The sequence below is a fragment of the Paracoccus sp. (in: a-proteobacteria) genome, from assembly GCF_047973135.1.
Lineage (GTDB): Bacteria > Pseudomonadota > Alphaproteobacteria > Rhodobacterales > Rhodobacteraceae > Paracoccus.
The window spans coordinates 1-26,180 of the sequence record NZ_JBKEBL010000066.1 but is presented as its reverse complement, the minus strand read 5'-3'; the positions used below and the strand labels follow the sequence as shown (position 1 = coordinate 26,180).

Annotated in this window: 27 protein-coding genes and 1 pseudogene; 15 read left to right on the top strand and 13 right to left on the bottom strand. The window is 64.0% G+C overall.

What is annotated here, in order from left to right:
* Positions 1 to 335: 335 nt before the first annotated feature.
* From pdxA to ACK5L9_RS05700, 6 genes are read right to left on the bottom strand one after another with little or no spacing between them, the layout of a single operon-like run.
* A complete protein-coding gene (gene pdxA, locus ACK5L9_RS05725; RefSeq protein WP_416910497.1) occupies positions 336 to 1,316 on the bottom strand; it encodes a 4-hydroxythreonine-4-phosphate dehydrogenase PdxA in 981 nt (326 codons plus the stop codon).
* Positions 1,313 to 2,272, bottom strand: coding sequence for a phosphoglycerate dehydrogenase (locus ACK5L9_RS05720; protein ID WP_416910496.1), 960 nt, complete (start codon positions 2,270 to 2,272; stop codon positions 1,313 to 1,315). The genes pdxA and ACK5L9_RS05720 overlap by 4 nt, the downstream gene beginning before the upstream one ends.
* Complete coding sequence (locus ACK5L9_RS05715; protein ID WP_416910494.1) at positions 2,269 to 3,153, bottom strand: dihydrodipicolinate synthase family protein; 885 nt, start codon at positions 3,151 to 3,153, stop codon at positions 2,269 to 2,271. The genes ACK5L9_RS05720 and ACK5L9_RS05715 overlap by 4 nt, the downstream gene beginning before the upstream one ends.
* A 3-nt stretch (positions 3,154 to 3,156) precedes the next feature.
* Positions 3,157 to 4,641: a tripartite tricarboxylate transporter permease gene (locus ACK5L9_RS05710; protein ID WP_416910493.1), complete on the bottom strand. Its 1,485-nt coding sequence runs from the start codon at positions 4,639 to 4,641 to the stop codon at positions 3,157 to 3,159.
* A 26-nt stretch (positions 4,642 to 4,667) separates the two neighbouring features.
* Entirely contained in the window at positions 4,668 to 5,624 is a 957-nt protein-coding gene (locus tag ACK5L9_RS05705) for a Bug family tripartite tricarboxylate transporter substrate binding protein (RefSeq protein WP_416910492.1), read from the bottom strand.
* A 30-nt stretch (positions 5,625 to 5,654) separates the two neighbouring features.
* Positions 5,655 to 6,104 carry a tripartite tricarboxylate transporter TctB family protein gene (locus ACK5L9_RS05700; protein ID WP_416910491.1) on the bottom strand — a complete coding sequence of 150 codons (450 nt, stop codon included), beginning with the start codon at positions 6,102 to 6,104 and terminating at the stop codon, positions 5,655 to 5,657.
* Positions 6,105 to 6,493: 389 nt separating this feature from the next.
* On the opposite strand from ACK5L9_RS05700, the gene ACK5L9_RS05695 reads away from it, so the two are divergent.
* The 4 genes from ACK5L9_RS05695 to ACK5L9_RS05680 all read left to right on the top strand — a co-directional run bounded on the left by ACK5L9_RS05695 (position 6,494) and on the right by ACK5L9_RS05680 (position 11,084).
* On the top strand, positions 6,494 to 8,119 hold the full coding sequence (locus tag ACK5L9_RS05695) for an OPT/YSL family transporter (RefSeq protein WP_416910490.1): 1,626 nt from the start codon (positions 6,494 to 6,496) through the stop codon (positions 8,117 to 8,119).
* A 54-nt stretch (positions 8,120 to 8,173) separates the two neighbouring features.
* Positions 8,174 to 9,217 carry a DUF917 family protein gene (locus tag ACK5L9_RS05690; RefSeq protein WP_416910489.1) on the top strand — a complete coding sequence of 348 codons (1,044 nt, stop codon included), beginning with the start codon at positions 8,174 to 8,176 and terminating at the stop codon, positions 9,215 to 9,217.
* A gap of 2 nt (positions 9,218 to 9,219) precedes the next feature.
* Entirely contained in the window at positions 9,220 to 10,134 is a 915-nt protein-coding gene (locus tag ACK5L9_RS05685; protein WP_416910488.1) for an AroM family protein, read from the top strand.
* Between the two features lie 68 nt (positions 10,135 to 10,202).
* Positions 10,203 to 11,084, top strand: coding sequence for a dihydrodipicolinate synthase family protein (locus tag ACK5L9_RS05680; protein WP_416910487.1), 882 nt, complete (start codon positions 10,203 to 10,205; stop codon positions 11,082 to 11,084).
* A gap of 60 nt (positions 11,085 to 11,144) precedes the next feature.
* Here ACK5L9_RS05680 and ACK5L9_RS05675 read toward each other — a convergent pair whose 3' ends face one another.
* Complete coding sequence (locus ACK5L9_RS05675) at positions 11,145 to 12,641, bottom strand: fumarate hydratase (RefSeq protein WP_416910485.1); 1,497 nt, start codon at positions 12,639 to 12,641, stop codon at positions 11,145 to 11,147.
* Positions 12,642 to 12,644: 3 nt separating this feature from the next.
* Complete coding sequence (locus tag ACK5L9_RS05670) at positions 12,645 to 13,628, bottom strand: LysR substrate-binding domain-containing protein (protein WP_416910484.1); 984 nt, start codon at positions 13,626 to 13,628, stop codon at positions 12,645 to 12,647.
* 146 nt (positions 13,629 to 13,774) lie between these two features.
* On the opposite strand from ACK5L9_RS05670, the gene ACK5L9_RS05665 reads away from it, so the two are divergent.
* From ACK5L9_RS05665 to ACK5L9_RS05650, 4 genes are read left to right on the top strand one after another with little or no spacing between them, the layout of a single operon-like run.
* Positions 13,775 to 14,941 carry an acyl-CoA dehydrogenase family protein gene (locus tag ACK5L9_RS05665; RefSeq protein ID WP_416910483.1) on the top strand — a complete coding sequence of 389 codons (1,167 nt, stop codon included), beginning with the start codon at positions 13,775 to 13,777 and terminating at the stop codon, positions 14,939 to 14,941.
* A gap of 54 nt (positions 14,942 to 14,995) precedes the next feature.
* Positions 14,996 to 15,799 carry an alpha/beta fold hydrolase gene (locus tag ACK5L9_RS05660; protein ID WP_416910482.1) on the top strand — a complete coding sequence of 268 codons (804 nt, stop codon included), beginning with the start codon at positions 14,996 to 14,998 and terminating at the stop codon, positions 15,797 to 15,799.
* Positions 15,800 to 15,801: 2 nt separating this feature from the next.
* Positions 15,802 to 16,914 carry a CaiB/BaiF CoA transferase family protein gene (locus tag ACK5L9_RS05655; RefSeq protein WP_416910481.1) on the top strand — a complete coding sequence of 371 codons (1,113 nt, stop codon included), beginning with the start codon at positions 15,802 to 15,804 and terminating at the stop codon, positions 16,912 to 16,914.
* A complete protein-coding gene (locus ACK5L9_RS05650) occupies positions 16,911 to 17,741 on the top strand; it encodes an FAS1-like dehydratase domain-containing protein (RefSeq protein ID WP_416910480.1) in 831 nt (276 codons plus the stop codon). The genes ACK5L9_RS05655 and ACK5L9_RS05650 overlap by 4 nt, the downstream gene beginning before the upstream one ends.
* A gap of 27 nt (positions 17,742 to 17,768) precedes the next feature.
* Here ACK5L9_RS05650 and ACK5L9_RS05645 read toward each other — a convergent pair whose 3' ends face one another.
* The 5 genes and pseudogenes from ACK5L9_RS05645 to ACK5L9_RS05625 all read right to left on the bottom strand — a co-directional run bounded on the left by ACK5L9_RS05645 (position 17,769) and on the right by ACK5L9_RS05625 (position 21,045).
* The gene (locus ACK5L9_RS05645; protein ID WP_416910479.1) at positions 17,769 to 18,206 is read right to left on the bottom strand and encodes a cytochrome C-552; all 438 of its coding nucleotides are present in this window, start codon (positions 18,204 to 18,206) and stop codon (positions 17,769 to 17,771) included.
* Between the two features lie 10 nt (positions 18,207 to 18,216).
* Positions 18,217 to 19,509 (bottom strand): sulfite oxidase, encoded by a 1,293-nt coding sequence (locus ACK5L9_RS05640; RefSeq protein WP_416910478.1) that lies wholly within the window; start codon positions 19,507 to 19,509, stop codon positions 18,217 to 18,219.
* A 140-nt stretch (positions 19,510 to 19,649) separates the two neighbouring features.
* Positions 19,650 to 19,859: pseudogene (locus tag ACK5L9_RS05635) on the bottom strand (type 1 glutamine amidotransferase domain-containing protein); the annotation flags it as partial.
* A gap of 192 nt (positions 19,860 to 20,051) precedes the next feature.
* Positions 20,052 to 20,870 (bottom strand): IclR family transcriptional regulator, encoded by an 819-nt coding sequence (locus ACK5L9_RS05630; protein WP_416910477.1) that lies wholly within the window; start codon positions 20,868 to 20,870, stop codon positions 20,052 to 20,054.
* Entirely contained in the window at positions 20,845 to 21,045 is a 201-nt protein-coding gene (locus ACK5L9_RS05625; protein WP_416910476.1) for a hypothetical protein, read from the bottom strand. Before ACK5L9_RS05625 ends, ACK5L9_RS05630 begins: the two co-directional genes overlap by 26 nt.
* Positions 21,046 to 21,207: 162 nt before the next feature.
* Here ACK5L9_RS05625 and ACK5L9_RS05620 point away from each other — a divergent pair, with 162 nt between their 5' ends.
* The 7 genes from ACK5L9_RS05620 to ACK5L9_RS05590 all read left to right on the top strand — a co-directional run.
* Positions 21,208 to 21,510 carry a recombinase-like helix-turn-helix domain-containing protein gene (locus ACK5L9_RS05620; RefSeq protein ID WP_416910475.1) on the top strand — a complete coding sequence of 101 codons (303 nt, stop codon included), beginning with the start codon at positions 21,208 to 21,210 and terminating at the stop codon, positions 21,508 to 21,510.
* Positions 21,500 to 22,273, top strand: coding sequence for an ABC transporter ATP-binding protein (locus ACK5L9_RS05615; protein ID WP_416910474.1), 774 nt, complete (start codon positions 21,500 to 21,502; stop codon positions 22,271 to 22,273). Before ACK5L9_RS05620 ends, ACK5L9_RS05615 begins: the two co-directional genes overlap by 11 nt.
* Before the next feature lie 25 nt (positions 22,274 to 22,298).
* On the top strand, positions 22,299 to 23,273 hold the full coding sequence (locus ACK5L9_RS05610) for an ABC transporter substrate-binding protein (RefSeq protein WP_416910473.1): 975 nt from the start codon (positions 22,299 to 22,301) through the stop codon (positions 23,271 to 23,273).
* Positions 23,270 to 24,097 carry an ABC transporter permease gene (locus ACK5L9_RS05605; protein WP_416910472.1) on the top strand — a complete coding sequence of 276 codons (828 nt, stop codon included), beginning with the start codon at positions 23,270 to 23,272 and terminating at the stop codon, positions 24,095 to 24,097. Before ACK5L9_RS05610 ends, ACK5L9_RS05605 begins: the two co-directional genes overlap by 4 nt.
* 54 nt (positions 24,098 to 24,151) lie before the next feature.
* Complete coding sequence (locus ACK5L9_RS05600; protein ID WP_416910471.1) at positions 24,152 to 25,180, top strand: Rieske 2Fe-2S domain-containing protein; 1,029 nt, start codon at positions 24,152 to 24,154, stop codon at positions 25,178 to 25,180.
* The gene (locus ACK5L9_RS05595; protein WP_416910470.1) at positions 25,177 to 25,917 is read left to right on the top strand and encodes an SDR family oxidoreductase; all 741 of its coding nucleotides are present in this window, start codon (positions 25,177 to 25,179) and stop codon (positions 25,915 to 25,917) included. The genes ACK5L9_RS05600 and ACK5L9_RS05595 overlap by 4 nt, the downstream gene beginning before the upstream one ends.
* Positions 25,917 to 26,180: alpha/beta fold hydrolase (locus tag ACK5L9_RS05590; protein ID WP_416910469.1), on the top strand; the 264-nt coding region annotated here is incomplete at its 3' end. The genes ACK5L9_RS05595 and ACK5L9_RS05590, both read left to right, overlap by 1 nt.

Below are 26,180 nucleotides of genomic sequence, written 5' to 3'. Positions count from 1 at the left end.
GGTGGTGCGGGAATGGCCAGAAAATGCCGGGTTTTGGGCGGGCACTGGGGCGGCACCGGGTGTGCACAGGCTGTACACCGGTATCGTGCGTTGCGTGACGTCAGCGCCGCGAAGATTGCGTCCCGCGGTGGCCGGGGGGGCTCTGTGCCCCCCGGACCCCCGGCATAAGCCTGCGGCGGGCGGGGTGCCTATGGGTGGGTGGTGGTGCTGCCATCCGCAGGCCGGAGCGCGCGCCGAAGGCGCGCGTCCGGCCGGGCGGCAGCGGGCGGTTCGGGCTTTGCCCGGACCGCACCCCCGTTTCCGTCACAGCGGCGCCTGTCGCGTTGCGCCACTGTTCAGCGGCCTGTCGCCGCCATCCGGTCGGCATAGTCCAGTGCGGCCAGCATGTTGATGTGGTTCGCCTTGCCCGTCCCGGCGATGTCGAACGCCGTGCCGTGATCGACCGAGCAGCGGTCGATAGGCAGGCCAAGCGAGACATTCACCGCCGTGTCGAAGGCGATCAGCTTGATCGGGATATGGCCCTGATCGTGATATTGCGCGACCACCAGATCGAAACCCCCGGTATTGGCGCGGTGATAGACCGTGTCGGCGGGGATGGGCCCCTGCACGTTCAGCCCCTCGGCCTGTGCCAGACTGATGCCCGGCGCAATCTGGTCGTCATCCTCATGCCCGAACAGCCCGTTCTCGCCGCAATGGGGGTTGATGCCTGCCACGGCGATACGCGGATTTTCCAGCCCCATACGCAGCAGATGCGCGTGCCCCACGCGGATCGTCTCAAGCACGCGCTGCGGTGTTGCGCGCCCGATCGCATCGCGCAGCGACACATGGGTCGAGACATGCAGCACGTTCAGCGTCGGCGCGGCCAGCAGCATCCAGCTTGACGCCGCGCCGGTCAGATGCGCCAGCATGCCGGTATGGCCGTCATAGTGATGGCCTGCCGCGTTCAGCGCCTCTTTGTTGATCGGGGCGGTGACGATGCCAAGGGCCGCGTCCCCCATGGTCATCTGCACCGCCCTTTCGATGAACCGGAACGAGGCTTCGCCGCAGGCTGGCGACTGGACGCCGAACCTGCCCGGCAACCCCTTGACCGGAACATGAATGACGCGGATCGCCCCTTCTGGCACGGCATCGCCGAAATCGGCCAGCGTCAGTTCCAGCCCGCAGACCGTCAGCGCGCGGGCCAGGGTCGGGCGGTCGCCGATCACGACATAGCGCGCGCGATCTGCCGGGGGCAGCGCCGCCATGGCCTTGACCGTGACTTCGGCCCCGACGCCCGAAGGATCGCCCATGGTGATGACGATGGGTTTGACGGTCATCTTTCGTCTCCTCGAAGGTTGAAGGCGTTCAGGCATCGCGCCGGGATTTTGCCGTTCAGGATGGTGCGGATGTCCTCGATCACCATCAGGCCGACATTCTCGAACGCCTCAAGCGTGTCAGCGCCGGAATGGGGGGTGAAAATCGCGTTCGGATGCGCAAACACCGGATGCGTGATGTCCGGCGGCTCTTGCGTAAAGGCGTCGATGGCCACGCCGCCAAGCTGGCCGCTGTCCAGCGCCCGCGCCACGGCATCAAGATCCATGACCTCGCCCCGCGCCAGATTGATCAGCCGCGCCCCCTTTTTCATCCGCCCAAGCGCCTCGTCGTCGATCAGCGCCGCATTCCGGGTACCACCAAAGACATGCAGCGAAACGTAATCGGCGCGCGCCAGCAGATCGTTCAGCGACAGCAGGCCGATCCCGCTGGACGACGCGAAACCCGTGTCGGGACAGTAATCATGCGCGATGACGGTCATCCCCAGCCCCTTCGCCAGCCTTGCCAGCCGCTTGCCGATATTCCCCAGCCCGACAATCCCCAGCGTCTTGCCGCCAAGCTGGCCGCCGGCGCGCCGGTCCCAGCCGCCTGCGACGACCGAGGCATGGCCCTGCGGAATGAACCGCGCCAAGGCGAACATCATGCCCACCGCCAGTTCCGCCACCGCATCGGCATTGGCGGCGGGGGTGTTGCAGACCGGCAGACCCGCGGCGGTACAGGCGGGGATGTCGATATTATCGACGCCGACGCCGTGTTTCAGCACGGCGCGCAGCCGGGGCGCGCCTTTCAGGGTGCCGGCGCTGACCGGGACCAGCCCGGCCACCAGAAAATCTGCCCCCGACATGTGACCGGGCAGATCCTCTGCCGTGCAGCGGATCAGGGTCCAGCCCTCGCGCGCGATCAGATCGGGCACGCGCCCGTGCTTGCCGAAGCCGGGCGAGGTGGTGACGATTGTGGTCATTCGCGCAGGCCCCGCGCCTCCAGTATGGCGATGATCGCTTTGTCCTGTCCGGCATCAGGCAGCAGCGCGGGCTGGCGCGACAGACCGACGGACGGATCGTTCATGTACAGCGCGCGCTTGACCAAAGCGGGCGGAAAGCCAAGCGCGTACAGATCCTTGCGCAGCCCGGCAAAGTTTTCCTGCGCCGCCGCAGCCGCCGCCAGATCGCCCGAATTGAACCCGGCGACAATCTGCGCCAGCAGATGCGGAGCGACATTGCCAAGCCCCGACACGACCCCGGCGCAGCCCTGTTCCAGCCCCCACAGAACAAGGTGATCAGGCGCGCAATATACCCTGAAATCGCCGGTCTCGCGCGCGACGGCCAGATATTCCAGCACCGTTTCGGTCGCCCCGCCCGAATCCTTGATCCCGGCGATATTGGGATGCTGGGCCAGGACGCGCGCGGTCGCGGGCTCGATATGGTTCTGGGTTCGCGCCGGAATGTCATACAGATAGACGGGCGTTTGCACCGCGTCGGCAATGGTGGTGAAGTGCCGGATCAGCCCGTCCTGTGTACAGGCGATGAAATAGGGGGTGATGACCGCGATTCCATGCAGCCCCAGCCCATCGACCGCGCGCGCCAGTTGCAAGGACTCGAAGGTTGCGGGGCAGCCGATATTCGCGATCACTTTCACCCGGCCCGCCACCTCGTCCATCACCTCGGAGATCAGGCGCATTTTCTCATCATGGGTCAGGGCAGAAAAGTCGCCATTCGTCCCGCAGACCATCAGGTCATTCCCCGCCGCGACCTGCCTGCGCACCTGCGCGCGGGTGGCGGCATAGTTGACGGTCTCGTCCGGGTTGAAGCAGGTCACGATGGCGACATGGGCGTTGCGGGTCATGGTTTACTCCGTGGAAATATTCGCCCGCGCGGCAATGCGGCGCGAAATCGCGGGCCAGGCCAGCGAAAGAATGGTCAGCGCAAGAAACAGCAGGGTGATCGGGCCGGACAGGAATGCGATCACATTGTCGCCCGCCTGCAACAGGCCCCGGCGCAGGTTCGATTCCATCATCGGGCCAAGGATCAGCGCAATGCACAGCGCCGCCTGAGAAAACCCGAATTTCTGCATGCCCCAGCCCAGCACGCCAAAGCCAACCATCGTATACAGATCGACCGGGTTCAGGTTGATCGAAAAGGCCCCGATGAAACAGAAGATCACGATGCTCATCGTCAGCAGGCGGCGCGGCACCATCAGGATGCGCGAGAACAGCGGGATCAACGCCATGCCGAAGATGAACATGAAGATCGTGGCCAGAAAGGTACCGCCAAAGATGCCGACCACGACATCCGGGTTGGTCTGGAACAGCATCGGCCCCGGTGCCAGCCCCTGAATCATCAGCCCGCCCATCAGAACGGCGGTCACGACATCGCCCGGGATCCCCAGCGCCAGCAGCGGAATCAGCGCCGCCGCGCAGACCGCATTATTCGCGCTTTCGGTGGCGGCAATGCCGGGCGCATAGCCTGTGCCGAATTTCTGCGGCGTTTTCGAACTGCGCTTGGTCTCGTTATACGAAATCCACGACGCGGTGCCCGACCCGGTGCCAGGAATGATCCCGATCAGCGTTCCGATCAGCGACCCCCGGATCAGCGCGCCACGGCTTTCGCGCATATCCTGCCCCGAGGGCCAGCGATCCCTGACCAGCGCGACGGGTGGTTCCTTCGAGGCCAGACGCTCGATCTGGGTGAACACCTCGGACAGCGCGAAAAGGCCGATCAGCGCAGGGGTAAAGGCAAAGCCCGAGGCAAAGCCGGAAATCCCGAAGGTGTAACGCTGCACGCCCGAAATCGGATCGGCACCGACGCAGGAAATCAGGATGCCCAGCAGCCCCGAAATCGCGCCTTTCAGCACATCGCCCGACAGGGACGCAATGATCGTCAGCCCGAACAGCGCCAGCGCGAAATATTCGGGCGCACCAAATTCCAGCGCCACCCCGGCAAGTTGCGGTGCCAGCGTGGCCAGCACCACCGCAGCGAACAGCCCGCCGATGGCCGAGGCGATGGTCGCCATTCCAAGCGCCTTGCCCGCCTCGCCCCGCTGCGCCATGGGATAGCCGTCCAGCACCGTCGCCGCCGAAGCAGGCGTGCCCGGCGTGCGCAGCAGGATCGACGAGACGCACCCCCCGTAGATGCCGCCGATATAAATGCCGATCAGCATGTTCAGCCCCATCACCGGGGTCATCCCGAAGGTCAGCGGAATCAGCAGCGCAACGCCCATCGTCGCCGTCAGGCCGGGCAACGCGCCGATGATCAGCCCGCCAAGCGTCCCAAGCGCAATGGTCCACAGCACCTGAAACTGAAACAGCGGGGCAAGGTAGGACAAGGTTTCCATGACAGCGGGCCTTCGTGCTGGTCGGTTTACCTGTTCATGCCAAGCAGGCCCAGTTTCTCAAGCGTGGCCTGCGCCATCTCGCTGTCCTTGTGGACGCGCGCGGCAAAGGCCGGACCATCCTCATAGGTTACAAATTCGCCCATCTCGGTCATGGTCGCGATGAAATCGGGATCCTCGGCGACAGCCTTGACCGCCTGTTGCAGCCAGGCCAGATCCCCGGCAGGCAGACCCTTGGGTGCGATGAGGCCCTTATAGGACGACCAGGTGAAATCGACGCCCTTTTCCACGGCGGTCGGCGTGTCGGGGAACAGATCGATGCGGCTTTCCTCCATCACGAAAAGCGGGGTCATCTGCCCGGCCTCTGCGGCCGCCAGCGCCTCGGCGGGCGAGGCGACCATCGCGTCGATATGGCCTCCGATACAGGCCGTCCGCGCCTCGGACGAACCGCCAAAGGGCACCGATTCGATGGCAATCCCTGCCGCCAGTGCAAATGCTTCGGCCGAGATGTGGTTCGCGCCGCCCGCACCCGAATTGCCAATCTGCGGAGCCTTGCCCCCCGCATAGGCGATAAAGCCGTCATAGTCGCTGAAGGGCGCATCCTTGCAGGCCACCAGCAATTGCAGTGACCGCGCGAAAAGACCCACATATTCAATATCATCCGCCGTATAATCGGCCCCGCCGACATGCGGCAGGATGGCAATCGGCCCCTGCGCCCCCGCCCCAAGCGTGTATCCGTCCGGGCGGGCATGCACCACTGCCGAGGTGCCGATACCGCCACCTCCGCCAGGCTGATTGCGCACCACGACCTGCACGCCGTCGAACTTGCGTTCGATGGTCTCGGCCACCACCCGCAAACCCAGATCGGTGGACCCGCCCGCCGAATAGGGAACGATCACCTGCAAGGGCCGCTTGGGAAACTCGGCCACAGCCGGGCTGGCCACGCCAGCGATCACTGCGGCGGCGACAAGGCTTGTCAATCTCATGATTTTTCCTTCCCTTGACGGGGTCCGGCCCTAGGGCAGCCAGACCGAAAGCAATTTGGTAAAGACCAGATAGACCGCCGCCGTCATCACCACCGGAAAACCGATCAGAACTGGCAGCTTGCGCTCTCCTATCAGCCAGAGGCCCAGAACGAATGCCGCCAACGTGGTTGGAATGTAACCGACGGGGTAAAATGCTGCCGCATAAGCGAGCAGCAGCACAGCAAAACCTGCAAGGATGTAAAATGTTCCGCGATCCGGCAGCGCCACGACACCATCGCCGCGACGCAGCCCCCTGCGGATCAGTACGCCCGACAGGATCGCCGTCGCACCGATGACAAGCCAGGGCACGAATGACGGCCCGGCAACGGAATTCGAAAAGCCCTGCCGGATATGCAGCGTCCGCCACGCGACAAGGGCACACAGCACCAGCAGACCGCCACCGATCCAGACATCCCCCCTGCCCCGTCGCAATTCCGCCACAACCCGTCTCCGCACAAACCGGCAACGAACCCAACATGACGTCAAGTTGATAACTTGTCAATATTCAATGCCCGCACTGACCCCACTTCGATAACTGGAAAAACCGGCGCCGATCCCTGAGCGTCGCAAAATTCTTACCGTTCTTTGGCTGAATACGACAAGAGCCTGATCGCATCGACATGACCTCTGATTACCATTTTTACAACTTATCAAAATAGTTTTGAACCATTTGCCCGACGCGCCCGGCTTACCGCCCTGTTGCCGCCACCCCTTTTCGGCCCGACGCCTTCAGGCAAAGTCGCGACCATTCACAAAAATTTGTTGCATATTATTAGATCAAGTTGCAATAAATACAACAAAGCCGCCAAACCGGATCAGAGGAGGACTCCGTGGGAGAGGAAATTACGCAAAGGACGGGCAGCGGGCCGGGTCTGCATGAAAGTCACCCGAGGGCGCTTGCACCGGACAATCTGGTGCTGACCATCGGACTAAGCATTCTGGGCGCGATCATCGGGATCGAACTGCTTTCAAGCCTTGGCATCACGCCCAGCACCTCGTTGATCGGGGCGCTGGCGGCGATGGCGCTGGCGCGGATTCCCCTGTCGTTTTTCAAGGGCTACCGGTCGATGCATGCGCAGAACCTGGCGCAGACCAGCATTTCGTCGGCGACATTCGGCGCGGCGAACACGCTGTTCCTGCCGATTGGCATTCCCTATATTTTCGGCCTGCCGGAAATGGTACTGCCGATGTTTGTCGGGGTCGCCATGGCGCTGCTGCTGGATGCCTGGCTGCTGTACCGGATGTTCGGCACGCAGGCATTTCCGGCGACGAACCCATGGCCTCCGGGCGTTGCGGCAGCCGAGGCGATCAAGGCCGGTGACAGCGGCGGCAAGCAGGCGGGGATCCTGCTGGGCGGGTTCGTCGTCGGCATCGCCGGCGCGATCCTCAAGCTGCCGATGGCACCTTTTGGTGTTGCCATTCTGGGCGGGCTGGCCGCGATGCTGGCCTTTGCCGGCGGGCTGCTGACCCGTGGCTATGCCGAGCCGCTGCTCGGGATCGACGTCTGGGCCATGTATATCCCGCATGGCATGATGATCGGCGCGGGCATGGTGGCGCTGGTACAGGTCGGGCGCGTGGTGTTGCAAAGCAGCCGTGACGCCAGGGCCGCTGACAGCGGCAATCCCGACGACGAGGCCGAGGGCGCGCGACGCCTTGGCAGTTCGCTGCGTCTGGGCGCCGTCGGCTATCTGGTGATCGCGGGGATTCTTGCCCTTGGGACCGGCATCTATAACGACATGTCCACAGGCATGCTGATCGCCTTTCTGATCTTTGCGATGGCCGCCGCCTTTGTCCACGAGCTGATCGTAGGCATCGCAGCTATGCATTCGGGCTGGTTCCCGGCCTTTGCCGTGGCGCTGATCACCCTGATCATCGGGATTCTTGTCGGCTTTCCGCCAGCGGCGCTGGTGGTGATCGCCGGTTTCTCGGCGGCGACCGGGCCCGCCTTTGCCGATATGGGCTATGACCTGAAAACCGGCTACCTGCTGCGAGGCGAGGGCAAGGATCCCGCCTTTGAAATGGAGGGCCGCCGCCAGCAGCTTATCGCCGGGATGGTCGGGTTCGTCTGCGCCATGGTGGTCGTTCTGGTCTCATATCAGGGTCTGTTCGCCCAGGGCAAAACCGCCCCGATCAATGCCGCCTATGTCGCCGCGATCAATGCCGGGGTGTCGATGGACACGGCGATCAGCCTGCTGCTATGGGCGATCCCCGGCGCGATCATTCAGATCATCGGCGGGCCGCGCAAGCAGCTTGGCATCATGCTGGCCACGGGTCTGTTGATCAACTTTGCCATGGCAGGCTGGATGGTGCTGGCCGGAATCGTCTGCAAGCTGGCGTTCCTGAAATTCGTTGGTGAGGAAAAGCGCGACCAGCTTGAGGTTTTTGCCGGCGGCGTCATCGCGGGGGATGCGATTTATTCGTTCTTCAACAGCGGTTTCCGCGCGATTACCAAGTAACCGAACCCCGCCCCGCCCGCGCGGGGTGGGTCTGACAGACCGGAGTATCTGGAATTGAAACGCGAACTGACAATCGACGATGTGGAAGCCGCCGTTCTGGGCGGTGCGATCCTTGGCGGCGGAGGCGGCGGGTTCATTGATGCGGGGCTGGATGCCGCACGCCTTGCGCTGCAATTCGGCACCCCGCAATTATGGAGCGTCGATGAGTTTAACCCCGAGGATCTGTCGGTTACGGTCGCCCTTGTGGGTGCCCCCGCCGCGCCGAACCCGTTCCTGCAACCGCGCCATCACCTGCGCAGCCTTGAGCTGCTGCAACGCGAATTGCCGCAGGGTCGCCGTCTTGCCGCGATCAACACCAATGAAAACGGCGCGCAGACCACGGTGAACGGCTGGTTCCATGCGGCGCTAAGCGGGTTGCCCGTCATCGATCTGGCCTGCAATGGCCGCGCGCATCCGTCAAGCCAGATGGGTGCGCTGGGGCTGCATGCGGAACCGGACTACCTGTCGCTTCAGGGGTTTGCGGGTGGCAAGCCGGAATATTACGTCGAAGGCTCGCTTGCCGGGCGGCTGGATGCGACCTCGGGCGTGGTACGCCGGGCCTCGGTCGATGCCGGCGGGCTGGTTACGGTGGCGCGCAACCCGGTCACGGTCGATTACGCCCGCCGCAATGGCGCGCCGGGGGCGATCAGCGCGGCCATCGCACTTGGCAGGGCCTATATGCAGGGCGGCATGCCGGGCGCGGTGGCGCATCTGCGCGGAACCGTCATGGCGGAAGGGGTCGTGACGGCCTATCGCTGCGATCAGCGCGAAGGGCTGGATATCGGGCTGGTTGAACTGGATGACGGCACCGCGCTGCATTTCGTCAACGAATACATGGTCGCCGAACAGGGCGGAACGCGGCATTCGCGCTTTCCCGAACTGATCATGACCTTTGACGAAAACGGACGCCCGCTTGTTTCCGCCCATGTGCGCAAGGGCCAGAGGATCAGCGTGATTCACGCCCCTGCATCCTCGTTGCTGCTGTCGCGCACCATGACCATGCCCGAGCTGTACCGCCCGCTGGAAGACGCCATCGGCCGCAGCTTTGCGCCGGATTGACCATGGCGCAATCCGCCCGTCCGGGTGGCCGGAAGAACGTTCTGTTCCTGACCGCCCGGCAGTCTCCGGCACCCGAGCTTGTCGATGACCTGACCCGCGGGCTTGGCCCCGATGTCATCGCCTCCGAGGCCGGTCTGCTGGACGGGCTGAGCATCGGCGAGTTGCGCGCCCTTTCGGCCGGGCCGGGGCATCCCTGCCTTGCGGTGCCGCTGAGAAACGGCGCGATCATCAAGCTGTCCCGGCAAAAGCTGTCGCAAATGGCGCAAGAGGCGATCACCCGCAGCCCGCCGGGTGCCTATGATCTGATCGTTCTGACCGGCACCGGGGTCAATTGCGATACTGGCACCGCGCGCCGTGTGATCACCGCCGAACATGCCGTCAGGGCGGCCATCGCCGCGATTGCCACGCCGCAGGACAGGATCGGCATCGTCGTTCCTCTGGCGCGGCAGCTTGGCGACACCGATCCCGCCGCATTCACAAGGTTTCGCACCCGGATGACCCATGCCGCGCCCGCCGATCCCAACGGGATGCGGCGGGCAGCCAGGGAACTGGTCGCATGCGATTTTGTCCTGCTCAATGCGCTGTGCTACGACGAGCAAGACCGGCGATTGATGGCGAAACTGACGGGAAAGCCGGTCTTTCTGCCCCGGCGCATCATCGCCACCGCCATCGACCTTGTCCTTGGCGCACCGCCCGCGCGTACTGACACCCGGCAGGAATGCGCGAAAAATCTGACGCCTCGGGAACGGCAGGTCATGGCCGTCGTTTGCAAGGGCTTGTCCAACAAGGAAATCGCGCGGCATCTGGGAATAAGCCACAAGACGGTAGAGATCCACCGTTCGAATATCCTGCGCAAGATGAACGCCCGCTCATCCGCCGCGCTGATCAGCAGGATGGCGGGCGCAGACCTGACGTGACGCCGGGACCAACCCGATATAGGCTGATCCGTGACCTTCGACCTGAACCCGCAGACAGAGGTATCAGCATGAGCTTTCGCGGTGTCTTTCCCTATCTCGTCTCTCCTCTCGACCGGGCCGGTGCGGTCCGGGACGATGTCATGACCGCCCTGGTGGACCGCCTGATCGCGGCGGGCGTTCACGGGCTTGCCCCGCTTGGCAGCACAGGAGAGTTTGCCTATCTCGACATGGCACAGCGGCTGTCGGTGGCAAGATCGGTGATCGCCGCCGCGCGTGGCCGGGTGCCGGTCGTGCCCGGCGTTGCCTCGACCTCGACCGCCGATGCCGTGGCCCAGACCCGCGCCATGGTCGAGGCCGGTGCCGACGGGATCCTGGCCATACTTGAAGCCTATTTTCCGATAGGGGATGACGGCGTCGAGGCCTATTTCCGCGCCATCGCCGAGGCAGCGGGCGACTTGCCGGTGGTGCTGTATACCAACCCGAATTTCCAGCGCTCGGACCTGTCGCTTCCGGTGATCGAACGGCTGAGCCATGTGAAGAACATCCGCTATATCAAGGATGCGTCGTCCAATACCGGGCGGCTTTTGTCGATCATGGCACGCACCGAAGGCCGAATGCAGGTCTTTGCGGCATCGGCCCATATCCCGGCCTGCGTCATGATGATCGGCGGGGTCGGCTGGATGGCGGGCCCGGCCTGCGTGGTGCCCGAACAAAGCATCGCGCTGTACGAGGCGGCACAGGCCAGGGACTGGAACCGCGCGATGGAATTGCAGCGCCCGCTGTGGCGCATCAACGAACTGTTCGCCCGCTATTCGCTTGCTGCCTGCATCAAGGCGGCGCTTGCGTTGCAGGGCTTTGACGTGGGCGATCCGGTCGCGCCGCAAAAGCCGCTGGACACCGCCGCGCGGGACGAGATCGCGGCGGCGCTGCGCGCGGTTGGTGCCCTCTGACCGGATTTGCCGGGCGCATCCCGGCCCGCGCGGGGGGCGGTGGCGGTGGCGGTAGCGGTGTCAGGCTGGCATCCGCCACTGGCGTGGGCCAGTGTCATGCACGGATGACCCCCGCGCATCGACGGCGACGGTGACGGGCATGTCCCGCAGGGTAAATTCGTGGATCGCCTCCATCCCCAGATCGGCGAAGGCCAGCACCCGCGCCTCGCGGATCGCCTGCGAGACCAGATAGGCCGCGCCGCCCACCGCGATCAGATAGGCGGCCTTGTTGCGGGCGATGGATTCGACCGTAGCGGCACCGCGTTCCGCCTTGCCGATCATCACCGCGACACCCAGCCGTTCCAGCATCATGTCGCTGTAGCGGTCCATCCGGGTCGATGTGGTCGGGCCGGCCGGACCCACGACCTCATTGCCCACCGGATCGACCGGCCCGACATAATAGATCGCCCGGCCCTGAAAACTGACCGGCAGTTCCTCGCCCGCTGCCAGCATCTGTTCGATCCGGCGATGGGCGGCATCGCGGCCGGTCAGCAGCCGGCCAGACAGCAGCAGCGTTTCGCCCGGTTGCCAGGCCGCGATCTCGGCACGGGTCAGGCGATCCAGATCGACACGGCGCGCATTCGCCCAGGCATCGCCCGTGTCCAGTTCGGGCCAGTCCGTCAGGTCGGGTGCCTCCAGCCGGGCCGGGCCGCTTCCGTCCAGCACCAGATGCACATGCCGCGTTGCCGCGCAATTCGGCACCAGCGCCACCGGCAGCGAGGCCGCATGCGTCGGAAAGCTGCGGACCTTGACGTCCAGAACGGTCGTCAGCCCGCCCAGCCCCTGCGCGCCTATACCAAGCGCGTTGATCCGGTCGATCAGTTCAAGCCGCAGTTCTTCTTCGGCGGTCCGGGGACCGCGTGCACGCAGATCGGTCGCGTCTATGGGTTCGTTCAGCACCTGCTTGGCCATGACCATGGCCTTGTCCACGCTGCCGCCGATGCCGACGCCCAGAATGCCCGGCGGACACCAGCCCGCGCCAAGCGTCCCGACCGTCTCGACCACCCAGTCGGCGACCGAGGCCGAGGGGTTCAGCACCGCGAATTTCGTCTTGTTCTCGGACCCGCCGCCCTTGGCCGAAACGTCAAATTCCACCTTGTCGCCCGCTACCATCTCGACATGCAGCATGGCGGGGGCGTTGTCGCCGGTATTGCCGCGCCGCCCGAACGGGTCGGCCACGACCGAGGCGCGCAGCGGGTTGTCGGATTTGCGATAGGCCCGTCTGGTGGCCTCATCCACCAGATCTTGTAGGGGGCGGTGCCAGTCCAGCCGCGCCTGCACACCGATCCGGGCCGAGATATTGGCCACCCCGGTATCCTGACAGATCGGTCGGTGCCCCAGCGCCGCCATGCGCGAATTCGCCAGAATCTGCGCCATCGCATCCCGCGCCGGGACGCTTTTCTCGGCTCGCCAGGCTGCTGCCATGGCGCGGATGAAGTCGCGCGGATGATAGTAAGAGATGAATTGCAGCGCATCAGCCACGCTGTCGATGACATGGTCTTCGGTAATTGCAGACATGGTCTATCCTTTGCGTGCAGTTTGTTTAACGGGCTGTTCATCCCCGACCAGTGCTGCTCCGGCCCATTCGTCGTTCCGGGCAAGATCGCGCAGGGTGTCGCGGGCAAGGTTGCGGATGGTCGCGACGGCATTGGTCATCGGGCGTTCCGATGAGTGGGCCAGAAAGACGCGCCGCCGGATTGCAGGCCCGGCGATCTGCCAGGCACGCAGGCTGCCCGCCGCAGCATCGGCGGCAATGGCGTTGCGGGGCAGGATCGAACAGCCCAGCCCCTCATGCACCAGCGCTTTGATATTGGCATAGGAATCGACATCGATCATCACGTTCAGCGCCGTGTCTACCGTGATCGCCACGCGCTCCAGCTGATCGCGCAACCCGTGCCCTTCGCCCGGCAGGATCAGCGGCATCCCCGCCACTTGCCGAAAGGCGATCAGGCCGCCAGACGGGGGCAGGGCCTCGTCCGGGGCAGGCTGCGCGGGGGCGAAGAACTGCAATTCCTCTTCCAGCACGGGCTGCGCGGCGATGCCCTGTTCTTCGGCACCGCCATACAGCACGGCCAGATCGACCCGCCCGTCGCGCAGCCATTCCAGAACAAAGCCGCTCATCGCTTCGGCGATGCGCAGGCGGATTTTCGGATAGCGCCGATGCGTCGCGGTGATCAGCGGCACCGCCAGAATCTGCGCGATGGTGCCGGGCAGGCCCAGCCGCACGTCGCCGGACGGATCGCTGAGATTGCCGCGAATTTCCTCTTCGGCGACGGTAAGCTGATCCAGGATGACGCGGGCGTGGTTCAGCAGGATCGTCCCGGCCTCAGTCGGCTCGACCCCGCGCGGGGTGCGGAACAGCAGCGCCGTACCCAGGTGGGCTTCCATGTTGCGCACATGCAGCGACAGGGCGGGTTGGGCGACATGCAGCACCCCCGCCGCGCGGGAAATCGAGCCCTGTTCAACGATGGCAACGAAATAGCGCAATTGTCGAAGGTCGATCATCGCAGGATACCCGTCTGGCAGTGCCCCATCCTGTCACGAACCGGTGGCCCATATCAATTGACTATGGCACACATCAACATCATATATTTGCTTTATTCCCGCACATGAACGAAGTTGCAGGACGACACGACCAAGGGAGGCGTAGCATGGCATATCACCAGCCAGAAGATCAATATCAGGATATCCGCGACGCCGTGCGCGCGCTTTGCGCCCAGTTTCCGGATGAATATCACCGCAAGATCGACGAGGCGCGCATCTATCCCGAGGAATTCGTGGATGCGCTGACCAAGGCGGGCTGGATGGCGGCGCTGATCCCGGAGGAGTATGGCGGCTCGGGTCTGGGCCTGACCGAGGCTTCGGTCATCATGGAGGAAATCAACCGCGCGGGCGGCAATTCCGGTGCCTGCCACGGCCAGATGTATAACATGAACACGCTGGTCCGGCACGGATCGGAAGAACAGCGGCAGAAATATCTGCCCAAGATCGCCAGCGGCGAATTGCGGCTGCAATCCATGGGCGTGACCGAACCGACGACCGGCACGGACACGACCCAACTCAAGACCACGGCAGTGCGCAAGGGCGACCGCTATGTGATCAACGGGCAGAAGGTCTGGATCAGCCGGGTGCAGCATTCCGACCTGATGATCCTGCTGGCGCGGACCACGCCGCTGGCCGAGGTGACGAAGAAATCGCAGGGCATGTCGATCTTCATCGTTGACATCAAGGAGGCGATGAAATCGGGAATGGAGGTCAAGCCCATCGCCAACATGGTCAATCACGAAACCAACGAGCTGTTCTTCGACAACCTGGAAATCCCCGCCGAGAACCTGATCGGCGAAGAGGGGCAGGGCTTCAAGTACATCCTGACCGGGCTGAATGCGGAACGCACGCTGATTGCGGCGGAATGCATCGGCGACGGCTATTGGTTCACCGACAAGGCCACCGCCTATGCGAATGAGCGCGTGGTCTTTGGCCGCCCCATCGGCCAGAATCAGGGCGTGCAATTCCCCATCGCCGAAGCCTTTATCGAGGTCGAGGCCGCCAGCCTGATGCGGTGGGAGGCCTGCCGGCTTTACGACGAAGACAAGCCCTGCGGCGCGCAGGCGAACATGGCGAAATACCTTGCCGCCAAGGCAAGCTGGGAGGCGGCGAATGCCTGCATCCAAACCCATGGCGGCTTTGGTTTCGCGAATGAATACGATGTAGAGCGCAAGTTCCGCGAAACCCGGTTGTATCAGGTCGCGCCGATCTCGACCAACCTGATCCTGTCCTTCGTGGCCGAGCATATGCTGGGCCTGCCCCGTTCCTTCTGAAGATGTCGTCTCGATGCGCGGGACGGAATAGAAACGTATAGAGGAGGAAAAATCATGCGTTTCACCAGACGGGACATGGCGAAAATGGCCACAATAGGGGCTGCGGCGACCGCAGCGGGCGGCGGGTCCGCGCAGGCGCAGGCATCGGGGCGCAATTTCGTGCTTGTACACGGTGCCTGGCATGGCGGCTGGTGCTGGCACGAGGTGGCCACGGCGCTGCGCAATGCCGGGCACCGGGTCCATACCCCGACGCAGACGGGCTTGGGCGAGCGGCGGCACCTGCTGTCGCGCGAAATCACCTTGGGCACCTTTGCCGAGGACGTCGCCAATGTCCTGATCTACGAGGATCTTGAAGACGTCGTGCTGGTCGGTCATTCCTTCGCCGGAATGACGATCAGCGGCGTCGCCGACCGGATGCCGGAACGATTGCGGCAATTGATCTTTCTCGACTCGCTGGTGCTGGAATCCGGCCATGCGCCCTTTGACGGCATACCGCCCGATGTGGTTGCAGCCCGGATCAAGGCAGCCGAGGAAACCAGCGGCGGGCTAAGCCTGCCGACGCCTCCGGCCAGTGCGTTCGGGATCGAAGACGAGGCGCTTCAGAAGGCGGTCGAGGCCAAGCTTACGCCTCATCCGCTATCGACCTATCAAGCTAAACTGACGCTGAAGAATCCTGTCGCAAACGGCCTGCCGGCGACCTACATCATCTGCACCGATCCGATTTACGGGCCGCTGGAATCGTCGCGCCAGTTGGCGCAGAACAAGGGCTGGAACATCCGCGAAATCGCGACCGGTCATGACGCCATGGTGTCGGCTCCGAAAGAGACGGCGGAACTGCTGATGGATATTGCGGGATAAGCATGAATAACAAGACACTGCCCCTGGAAGGGCTGACCGTCATCGCCATCGAACAGGCGGTGGCAGCGCCCTTTACCACCTCGCGGCTGGCCGATGCCGGGGCGCGGGTGATCAAGATCGAACGGCCCGAGGGCGATTTCGCCCGTGGTTATGACGATGTGGCGGCGGGGCAGGCCAGCTATTTCGTCTGGCTGAACCGGGGCAAGGAAAGCCATGTGCTGAACCTGCAAAGCCCGGAAGGCAAGGCCGAACTGGCCGGGCTGCTGGAGGGCGCCGATGTGTTGGTCCAGAACCTGAAGCCCGGCGCGCTGGCGCGTCTGGGATTCGGGTTCGACCGGCTGGCGACGGACTGGCCGCGCCTGATCACCTGTTCCATCTCAGGCTATGGCGAGGGTGGGCCGATGGCCGACCGCAAGGCCTATGACTTGCTGGTGCAGGCGGAATCGGGGCTGTGTTCCATCACTGGCGGGCCGGAAAGCGCGGCGCGCGTGGGGATTTCCATCGTCGATGTCGCCACCGGGGCGACGGCCCATGCGGCGATCCTTGAGGCGCTGATCCGGCGCGGCATCACCGGCGAGGGGGCGAATATCCAGGTCTCGATGTTCGACGTCATGGCCGACTGGCTGACCGTGCCGTTGCTGAATCACGAGGGCGGCAAATCGCCGAAACGCCTTGGCCTCGTGCATCCTTCCATCGCGCCCTACGGTGTCTTCACCTGCGGGGACGGCGCGCAGATCCTGATCTCGATCCAGAGCGACCGGGAGTTCGCCAAGCTCGCCGATATCTTCATCGGCCAGCCGGAACTGGCCCAGAATCCGCGTTTCGCGACCAATGTGGCCCGCGTCGAGAACCGGCCCGAAACCGATGCCGCCGTGGCCGGGGCCTTTGCGCGGATGACGGCGGATCAGGCGACAGCGGCGCTGATTGCCGCCGATGTGGCCTTTGCCTCGGTCAACGACATGGCCGGGCTGTCGGCGCATCCGCATCTTCGCCGGATCATCGTGGATACACCGAACGGACCGGTCAGCTATCCCGCCCCGGCAGCGCAGTTCGTGGGCGAGGAACGCCGCTATGGTGCGGTGCCGGGCATTGGCGACAAGGGAGGAAGGCTGTGATCGACATCGACCACCTGCGGACATGGATCGGGACAGAGGAGGTTCAGTCCGAATTGCTGACCGAGGCGATGGTGAACCGCTTTCGGGCGACCTTCGATCACGAAGGCGCGGCCCGCAATGGTGATGCCGCGCCAGTGATGATCCACCTGTGCTTGGCCCCACCCGCCGTGCCAACCGCCGGGCTTGGCCCCGATGGTCATCCGGCGCGGGGCGGTTTTCTGCCTCCGGTGCCACTGCCGCGCCGCATGTGGGCGGGCGGCTCGTTCCGGTTTCATGGTGATATTCGCGTGGGCGATGTGGTCACGCGCCGCTCGGTCATTCGCGACGTCGCTGTGAAAGAGGGGCGGACCGGCACGCTGTGCTTTGTGACGGTCGATCATCGCATTGAAAGCGGCGACCGGCTGGTGATCGAAGAGCGGCAGGACATCGTCTATCGCGGCGCATCCGCCGCCGGTCCCGGCCGCACCATTCCGCCCGCGCCGCCCGGCACCCACAGGCGCGTCATCACCCCGTCCCCGCCCCTGCTGTTCCGCTATTCGGCACTGACCTTCAACGGCCATCGCATCCATTACGACAACCCCTATAGCCGCGAGGAAGAGGGCTATCCCGGCCTGATCGTCCACGGCCCGATGCAGGCGACGATGCTGGTGCAATATGCCGAAACGCTGCGGGGCACCCCGCCCCTGCGCTTTGATTTCCGCTCGCTGTCGCCCTTGTTCGACATCGCCGATTTCACGCTGAACGCGGAAGAGGACGGCGAGGCGCTGCGACTGTGGACATCATACGCCGATGGTCCCGTCGCGATGGAGGCGCGCGCCGCTTGGTAGGGGCGGACGTTGCGCCGCCGCCCCCGCTTATTGCGCAACGGCTGCCGGGGCATTCCGGCCCGGCTCGGATGAAAAATAGGTCTTGAGATAGGTCAGGATCAGTTCCCGCGTCTCGGGATCGGCGTCGATCATGCCCTGCTTGTCGATCATCCAGACCCACAGATCATCCCAGCGGGCATCGGTGATGCGCTGCTGCTTGATGATTTCGGTCGAGTGGCAGGCCGTGCATTGGTAATAGGTGTCCTCGGCCCCCGGCGCGTCGGGCATACCTCCGAATTCCTCGCTGGCGGCGGGGCCGTCCGCAGGCTGACCCGTGGGTGCGCGCAGCGCCACCATCGGGTCCGTGGGCGACACCGTTCCGTGCTGCGCGGCGGCCATGCGCATCGGATCGGGGCGGCTTTGCGACAGCGCGGGACCGGCAAGGACCAGCGCGGCAAGGGTGGCGAAAGCGATGACGGGTTTCATGCTGCCCCCTTTACGCCGCGATCAGCGCGATGCGGTGCTGCATGTTGTTGCCATAGCCGCGCGGGTTCCAGCCGGGCGTGGTCGCGGGCTGGCTGACCCCGTTCATATCGGTGGCCCGCGCCCAGACCTCGAAATAGCCGGCCTCGGGCAGCGTCACCTGCGCCCGCCACCGCTGCCAGGCAAAGCGGTTCGGGGCGGGTTCCAGCGCGGCCTCTTGCCAGGTCTGACCGAAATCGACCGAGACATGCATCGCCGCCACATCGCCATTGCCCGCCCATGCATGGCCGCGTATTTCGGTCGCTTGCCCCGCCGTGACCCCGGTGCCGGTCTGGGGAAAGGTAATCAGCGACTTGACCGGCATTTCGGTCATCACCTCCATGTCGGATTCGGGCACTTCGGTGCCGGGCGCGACCGGGTGGATGGGCAGACGGTAGGAATAGCCGGTCATCTTGGAACCGTCATGCTGCTGGTCGCGGATCCAGATGCGGGTCAAGTATTTCTGGCAAACCGAGCCGGGATAGCCGGGAATGACCACCCGCAGCGGAAAACCGTGCAGCGCCGGAATATCGGCGCCGTTCATCGCCCATGCGATCATCGCGTCATCCTCCATCGCCTTGGCGATCGGAACCCCGCGCGAGATGGTGTCCTTGTCAGGATCGCCGGACAGATGCACATCATTGCCGTAATGCGCCGTATAGACGGCGCTTTCGCGCAGACCCGCCGCCCGCAGCACATCGGCCAGCCGCACGCCGGTCCATTCCGGGCAGCCGACTGCGCCGGTGGTCCACTGGTTGCCCGACGCGCCGGGGTTGAAATAGGCCCGGCCATTGCCGCCACATTCCAGCACCAGCGACCGCGTCACCACCTCGAACCGGGATTTCAGGTCGTCGATGGTCAGTTCCAGCGGGGTATCAACCTCTCCGTCGATGGTCAGGGTCCAGCCGGCCGCATCCGCCTCCAGCGCGGTGTCGGGGACCAAGCCGTTCATGCGGATGAACAGCCGTTCATAGGGGGTGATATCGTCATCCAGCAGATGCGCGGGCGTCTCGGCGTTCAGGGGCCGGTCGCTGAGAACCAGAAGGCCGGCTTTTTCGGTCATCAGCGATTGCCCGGTATCCTGCGCCAGCGCGACCGGGATCAGGCCCTGCGGCAGGTTGCGTTCGAACGGGATGGTCATTCCCAGCATCGCGCCGAATGCCGAAAGGCCGGTTCTGCGCAGAAAAGCGCGCCGACCGCCGGGATCGTGGATGGCCTTGTCCGCCTGATCAGGGCCGTCGGCCCGGTTGTCCGTTGTGATCGACATGTCGCGTCCCTCCCTGTCGGGCCGCCGCTTGCTGCGGCGGTCATATGACACAACACTTGCACAGATGCGCGCGCTTCTCCAAGCGGGTGCAGGTTGCGGCCCGAAATGACGCAGCGTCGGCAAAGGCGATTGCGGCGGTCTCAGGCCTCCGGCAACGCGACGATGGCCTTGGCCGTTGCCCGTGCCGATCCGGGGTTCTGGCCAGTGATCAGCCGACCATCCGCAAGCCGCGTGTTCAGCAGCCCGCAATAGCCGTGACAGACAGCGCCGACGATGCCGCCGCGTTCCCATATCTCGCGGGTGATGCGTTGCAGGCCGACGCTGTCAGGATAATCGCACATGACCGCGTGGCCACCGGTGAAATATAGCCTGACGACTTTCTTTTGATTGCGTTGTCAGGATATAACCATTTGATTATAAAATGATTCCTCGCCAATTTGATGATCAAATCGACTTCCGTCAGCTATAGATGGTATCGAACGTGGCGGGGTCGGTCCTTTCCAGATTCGCTGAACGGTCATCGGCACGCAGGCGCTGGAATGTCAGCGCTGGGCCCCCATCAACGACGAAAGCTGCCTGGCGGTTTCAAGCAGGTGGTCGGCGATAAGCTGGCGCCGGGGGCTGTCGGGGTCAAAGGTGGTTTGCTGCCCGGCCAGGTTGATCGCGGCGACCGGCTGGTTCGAGTGATCCAGAACCACAGCCGCGCAGGAACCGATGCCAGCCTCGTAATTGCCCACTGACCAGGCAAGCCCCTGCTCGCGGTCCTTCGCAAGCTGGTCGTCCAGTTGCTCTATCGTCACCGGTGTATGTTCGGTGAAAGCGGTCAGTTTCTGCGTCGCCAGCAGGTCGTGCACCTGATCGGTGGACATGTTGGCCAGAATGATCCGGCCCATGACGGTCGCATAGGCGGGCAGACGGGTGCCCTCGCGGATATTGCTGACCAGCCGCGCCTCGGGCGTTTCCCGGATCAGCACGATGATGTCGCTTTTGGACAGCACGCCCAGATGCGCCGAAAGACCGGTCTCCGATGCCAGCCGCGCCAGCAGAGGCCGCGCCAGCCGCGCGACATCGCGCGACGCGATCATGCTGGAGGCCAGTTCCAGCAGCCCGTAGGACAGACGATAGCCGCCGTCATCCTCGTTGCGTTCGATCATGTTCTCGCGTTCCAGCGTGTGCAGCAGGCGCAGCAGCGTGGTCCGGTTGATCCCCAGCACCGAGGCCGCCCGCGACATGTTCCGGCACCTGTTTCCTTCGCTGATATAGCGCAGCAGGCTGAAGGCACGGGTGACGGGCGGAACGTCATAGCCTCGGCTGGCCTCGTCCGTCGATTCGGTGTCAGGTGGCGCGGTGACGCGAGACATGGATCGATCCTGCAATATTTCGAACGCTTGCTTCCATATTGAACAATGCGGCCGCAAGAGCCAAGCGGCTTTCGGCGGATTCCCGCCATTCGCGGAATCCCTTTCTGTAACTTTTTGAAAATATGTAAATATCCGGAGCGGATGCGCGCTGCGAAAAAATTTTCCAGCCGGACACGACCGAATCCCGATCAGTCGGCAAGCCGCAAAAAATCGGTCGCGGGTACGATTTTGTTGACTTGGCCGCAGCGCTGCGCCATTATGAACATTACGTTCAATAATGAACAATTCGATGCAAGCCAGCCGATCCGGCGCGGGGCTCAGCCAAGGGGAGGAACGAATGGACGAATTCAAGGATCGCCTGTCGCAGCGGGCAAGGGACACCAGCCGGCCCGCGCTGGCCCATCAATGCCGGGGCCGGGCGCTGACGGAAACGGAACTGGCGCTGAAGGATGCGATGATGGCGCTGTTCGCGGGTCAGGATCATGATTTCGGCAAACTTGCCGAGGGGCTGACAGCGCGGAACGTCGTTGCGCCCGTCTCGGGGCGGACCAACTGGGATGAGGCCCTGCTGCTTGCTGAACTTGGCCAGATCAACGCCGATCTGGACGCCGCCTATCAGGAGCGCGGCTATGGCGCTTGAGTTCCGGGATGTAACCAAGACTTTCGCCTCGAAATCCTCGGCTGGCGTGGTCGCGGTCAAGGATGTCGGGTTCGTCGTCAATGAAGGAGAGTTCGTTTCCGTCGTGGGGCCGTCAGGCTGCGGGAAATCGACCATCCTCAGCATGACAGCAGGTCTTTATGCCCCCAGCCAGGGCGAGGTTCTGGTGTCGGGTGAACGGGTCAACGGGCCCAACCCGCATGTCGGCTTCATGCTGCAAAAGGACTTGCTTCTGCCATGGCGCGACATCGTCTCGAATATCGAGTTCGGGCTTGAGGCGCGCGGCGTCGAAAAGGCGGCGCGGCGCCAGCGGGCCTTGCAGGAACTGGCGCATTGCCATCTTGAGGGCTTTGAGCACCAGTATCCCTATCAATTGTCGGGGGGCATGCGGCAGCGCGCGGCGCTGGCCCGGACTTTGGCCATCGACCCCGAGATCATCCTGCTGGACGAACCTTTTTCGGCGCTGGACGCCCAGACCAAGCTGCTGATCCAGAACAGTTTCGCCAAGGTCATCTTTGATCAGCGCAAGACCACGCTGCTGATCACGCATGATCTGTCCGAGGCGGTGCTGATGTCGGATCGCATTCTGGTTCTGTCCGAGCGTCCCGGAACGGTGATTGCGGAAATCAAGATAGACCTGCCGCATCGCGACCAGCCGCTGAAACGGCGCGCGCTGAAAGAGGTCAGCGACTATGCCGCGCAGCTTTTCGCGCTGCTGAAACTGGAAGAGAAGGCCGCCGCCTGAAACGCCCGACTTCGGAGGAAATTTCATGAAACCGATCATGTTCCCGGCGGCTTTTGCCGTCTCTGCACTGCTGTCCGCCCCCGCGCTTTTCGCGCAAGAGGCTGTGACCTATCTGTTCCCCGCCCCGGATTTCCTGCCCGCCTTTGCGCCGTTCCAACTGGCCAAGGGCAAGGGCTATTTCGACGAGGCCGGGCTGGACGTCACCTTCCGCACCGGCAAGGGGGGCGCGGATGTCGCCACTCAGGTTGCGGTCGGCAATGCCGATATGGGTGGCGGCATCGGCGACACCCCCATCGTGGTGCGCGCCAACGGCCTTGACATCAAGGGCGTGGCGCTGCTGGGCGGCCACGGTCTGACCCAGCTTGCCTGGCGCAGCGACAGCGGCATCACCGGCCCTGCGGATCTTAAGGGCAAGCGGATCGGTGTTCTGTCGTTTCAGGACACCACCTATTACAACCTGCTTGGCGTGCTCAGTTCGGTCGGGCTGACCAAGGACGATGTGCAGATTCAGGCCGTCGGGCCGGGCGGCATCATCCAGTTGACCATCTCGGGCGACCTGGACGGCCTGTCGGGCGTTCCCGAGTGGATCGCCGCGATCGAGGAGGCGGGCGTCGCCATGGATCAGGTGCCGGTCGAGACCGTCTTTCCGGCCATGGCACAGGCGATCATCGCCTCGGACAAGGTCATCGCGGACAAGCCGCAGGTCGTCGAGGGGTTCGTGTCGGCGGTTCTGAAGGCCGTGCGCGAGATCGAGGCCAATCCCGCCGCCGCCGCCGCCGAATATGTCAGCCTCGTGCCCCAGCATGCGGGCAAAGAGGCCGAAATCACGAAAATCCTTGGGGAATATGCCAGCAAGGTCTATCCCGAGGCCGCAGGCCAGCCGCTTGGCAGTTTCAGCCCCGAACGGATAGCCGAGGTGCAGAAATTCTATGTCGATCACGGCATCGTCCAGACCGCTGTGCCCGTCGATGAACTGTATACGAACGAGTTCATCAAATGACCGATGCGACACAATTCACCAACCGCGCCCGCCGCTTTTCGCCGGTGGCCGCGATGACGCCGGAAAAGCGGATGCAGACCCTTGCCTCTGTGGCCATTCTTGCGCTGGTGCTGCTGGCCTGGGAATTTCTGCCCCCCGCGCTGGACGTGCCGCGCTATATCATTCCGACCTTTTCGCAATGTCTGGCCGAGCTGGGGCGGATGTTCGCTTCCGAAGGGCTGGTCGGGCATACCGTCTCGACTGCGATCTATACGGTGATCGGCTTTGTCATCGGCTCGGCCCTTGGGGCGGTGATGGGCTATTTGCTGGGCATGTCGCCCTTCTGGGAAAAGGTGCTGTCGCCCTATATTCTGGCGCTGCAAATCGCGCCAAAGGTCGCATTCGCGCCGCTGTTCATCATGTGGTTCGGCTATAACGCCATGCCCAAGCTGCTGGTCGCGGTGCTGATCGTGTTCTTTCCGGTGCTGGTCAATGTGCTTCAGGCCATGCGCACCGTGGATCGCGATCTGGTCAATCTGGCCCGCGCCTATTCGCTGAACCGCTGGCAGATCTTTCTCAAGGTCGAGATGCCGTCCACGCTGCCCAATCTGATGGCGGGCCTGCGCATTGCCTCGACGCTGGCGGTGATCGGTATCACCGTGGGCGAACTGGTCGGCGGCAATACCGGGCTGGGGTTCCTGATTTCCTATGGCGGCGGGCAGGCCAATGCGGCGATGGTCTTTGACGCGATCATCCTGCTGACGCTGATCGGCTTTGCCCTTTACGCCGTGCTGGAACGGATCGAGGCGCGGGTGCTGCATTACATTCCCAAGGCCCAGGGCTGAGGCCCGCCACCTTTCCCGACATCGCAAACAGCCAGTTTTCAGGGAGTTTCGGCCATGACCGACAAGAAAACCCTTATCGAAGAACGCGTGAATACCGGCCTTCTGGGTCAGTGGTACCCGGTCGCCAAATCCGTCGAGATCCGCAGGACCGCGCCCTATGGCACAAAGATCCTGGGCCGCAAGCTGGTGCTGTGGCGGGGGGCCGACGGGATCAAGTGCATCGAGGATTTCTGTCCGCATCGCGGCGCGCCGCTGTCTTATGGCGAGATCCACGAGGGCAATATCGGCTGCCGCTATCACGGGGTGATCGTCGATGGCGAAGGCGTGGTGCAGCGTGTTCCGGCGATGCCTGAATGCGCGCTTGAGGGACGCAAGGCGCTGGAAAGCTATCGCGTCACCGAACACAGCGATTGCGTCTTTGTCTATGTCCCCTCGGCCGAACAGCCCGAGCCGCCGGAACTGGTCATGCCGAAGGAACTGGATTCCGGCGAATGGACCGGTTTCCTTTGCACCTCGGTCTGGGAATGCAACTATCGCTATGCCATCGACAATCTGGCCGACCCGATGCATGGCTGCTATCTGCATGCCGACAGCTTCACCCTGGCTTTCGGATCCAAGCAGGATCTGATGGAGCTGAACAAGACGGACGAGGGCTTTCGCATCTCGCGCGTGGGTCAGGTCGGCGAGAATTTCGACTGGACCGAATTCGAAGTCCATCCCGGCAACATGTTCTGCTATCTGGACATTCCCTATCCTCCGGCGGCAGGGCCGGGCGGGCATATGCGCATCGTCGGCTTTACCACGCCGGTCGATGCCAATACCTGCAAGGTGTTCTTCTGGCGGCTGCGCAAGGTCTCGGGTCTGGCGCGGGAAAGCTGGCGCTTTCTCTATCGGGCCGAGCTGGAACAGAACCACTGGAACGTGCTGGAACAGGACCGGGTCATGCTTGAGGGCATGCCCGACGACGCCCGCCGTCGCGAAATGCTGTATCAGCACGACCTTGGTGTCAGCCGGATCCGCCAGATCCTGACCCGGATGGCCAAGGGCCAGATCGAGGCCGAGACAAGGATTGCCGCAGAATGATGCTGGCGGGGCGGCATATCCTTGTGACCGGTGCGGCGCGGGGCCTTGGCGAAAAGATCGCCGAACGCCTCGCCGCCGAAGGCGCGCGGCTGATTCTGGCCGATCTGCTGGAACCCGAGGGCCGCGCGGTCGCCGCGCGGCTGGGGGCCGGTTTCCTGCCGGTCGATCTGGCGGATCCCGCCTCGGTCGCGGCCATGGGCGAGGCTGTCGCGGAACGAACCGGCGGCAGGCTGCACGGGCTGGTCAATAACGGCGCCATCGCCACCGGTATTGGCGGTATCGCCCATGACCGGATAGGGATCGACATCTGGGACAAGGTAATGGCGGTCAATGTCCGTGGCACATGGCTGGTGACGCGGGCGATGGCGCCGCTGCTGAAGGCGGCGGGGTCGGGACGAGTGGTCAATGTCGCCTCGGACACGGCGCTGTGGGGCGCGCCCCTGCTGCTGGCCTATACCGCGTCGAAAGGGGCGGTGATGGCGATGACGCGGTCCTATGCGCGCGAACTGGGGCCGGATCGCATCGGTGTCACAGCGGTCGCGCCGGGCATCCTGACGACCGAAAGCACGGATTATGTTCCCGAGGCGCGCCACCGTCTTTATGGCGAGGGCCGCGCCGTGCCCGGCCCACAATCGGCGGACGAGATCACCGGCACCATCGCCTTTCTTCTGGGCGAGGACGCGCTGACCCTGACCGGGCAGACCCTGCCGGTCAATAACGGCTTCTGGTTCAACTGATGGGCTTTCATCAGCATATTTCCGGCCCGACAGCCTGTCTGGAACGGCGCGGCGACGGGCTGACGCTGATCCTGCTGCATGGCATCGGTTCAAACGCGTCGGGCTTTGCCGGGTTGCTGCCGCATCTGCCGCCGGGCTGGCGGGTGATTGCATGGGCTGCGCCGGGCTATGGCGGGTCTGCGCCGCTGGCTGGGGAATGGCCGGTCGCAGCGGATTATGCCAGGGCGCTGGCGAGGCTGATGGACCGGCTGGGGATCGACCGG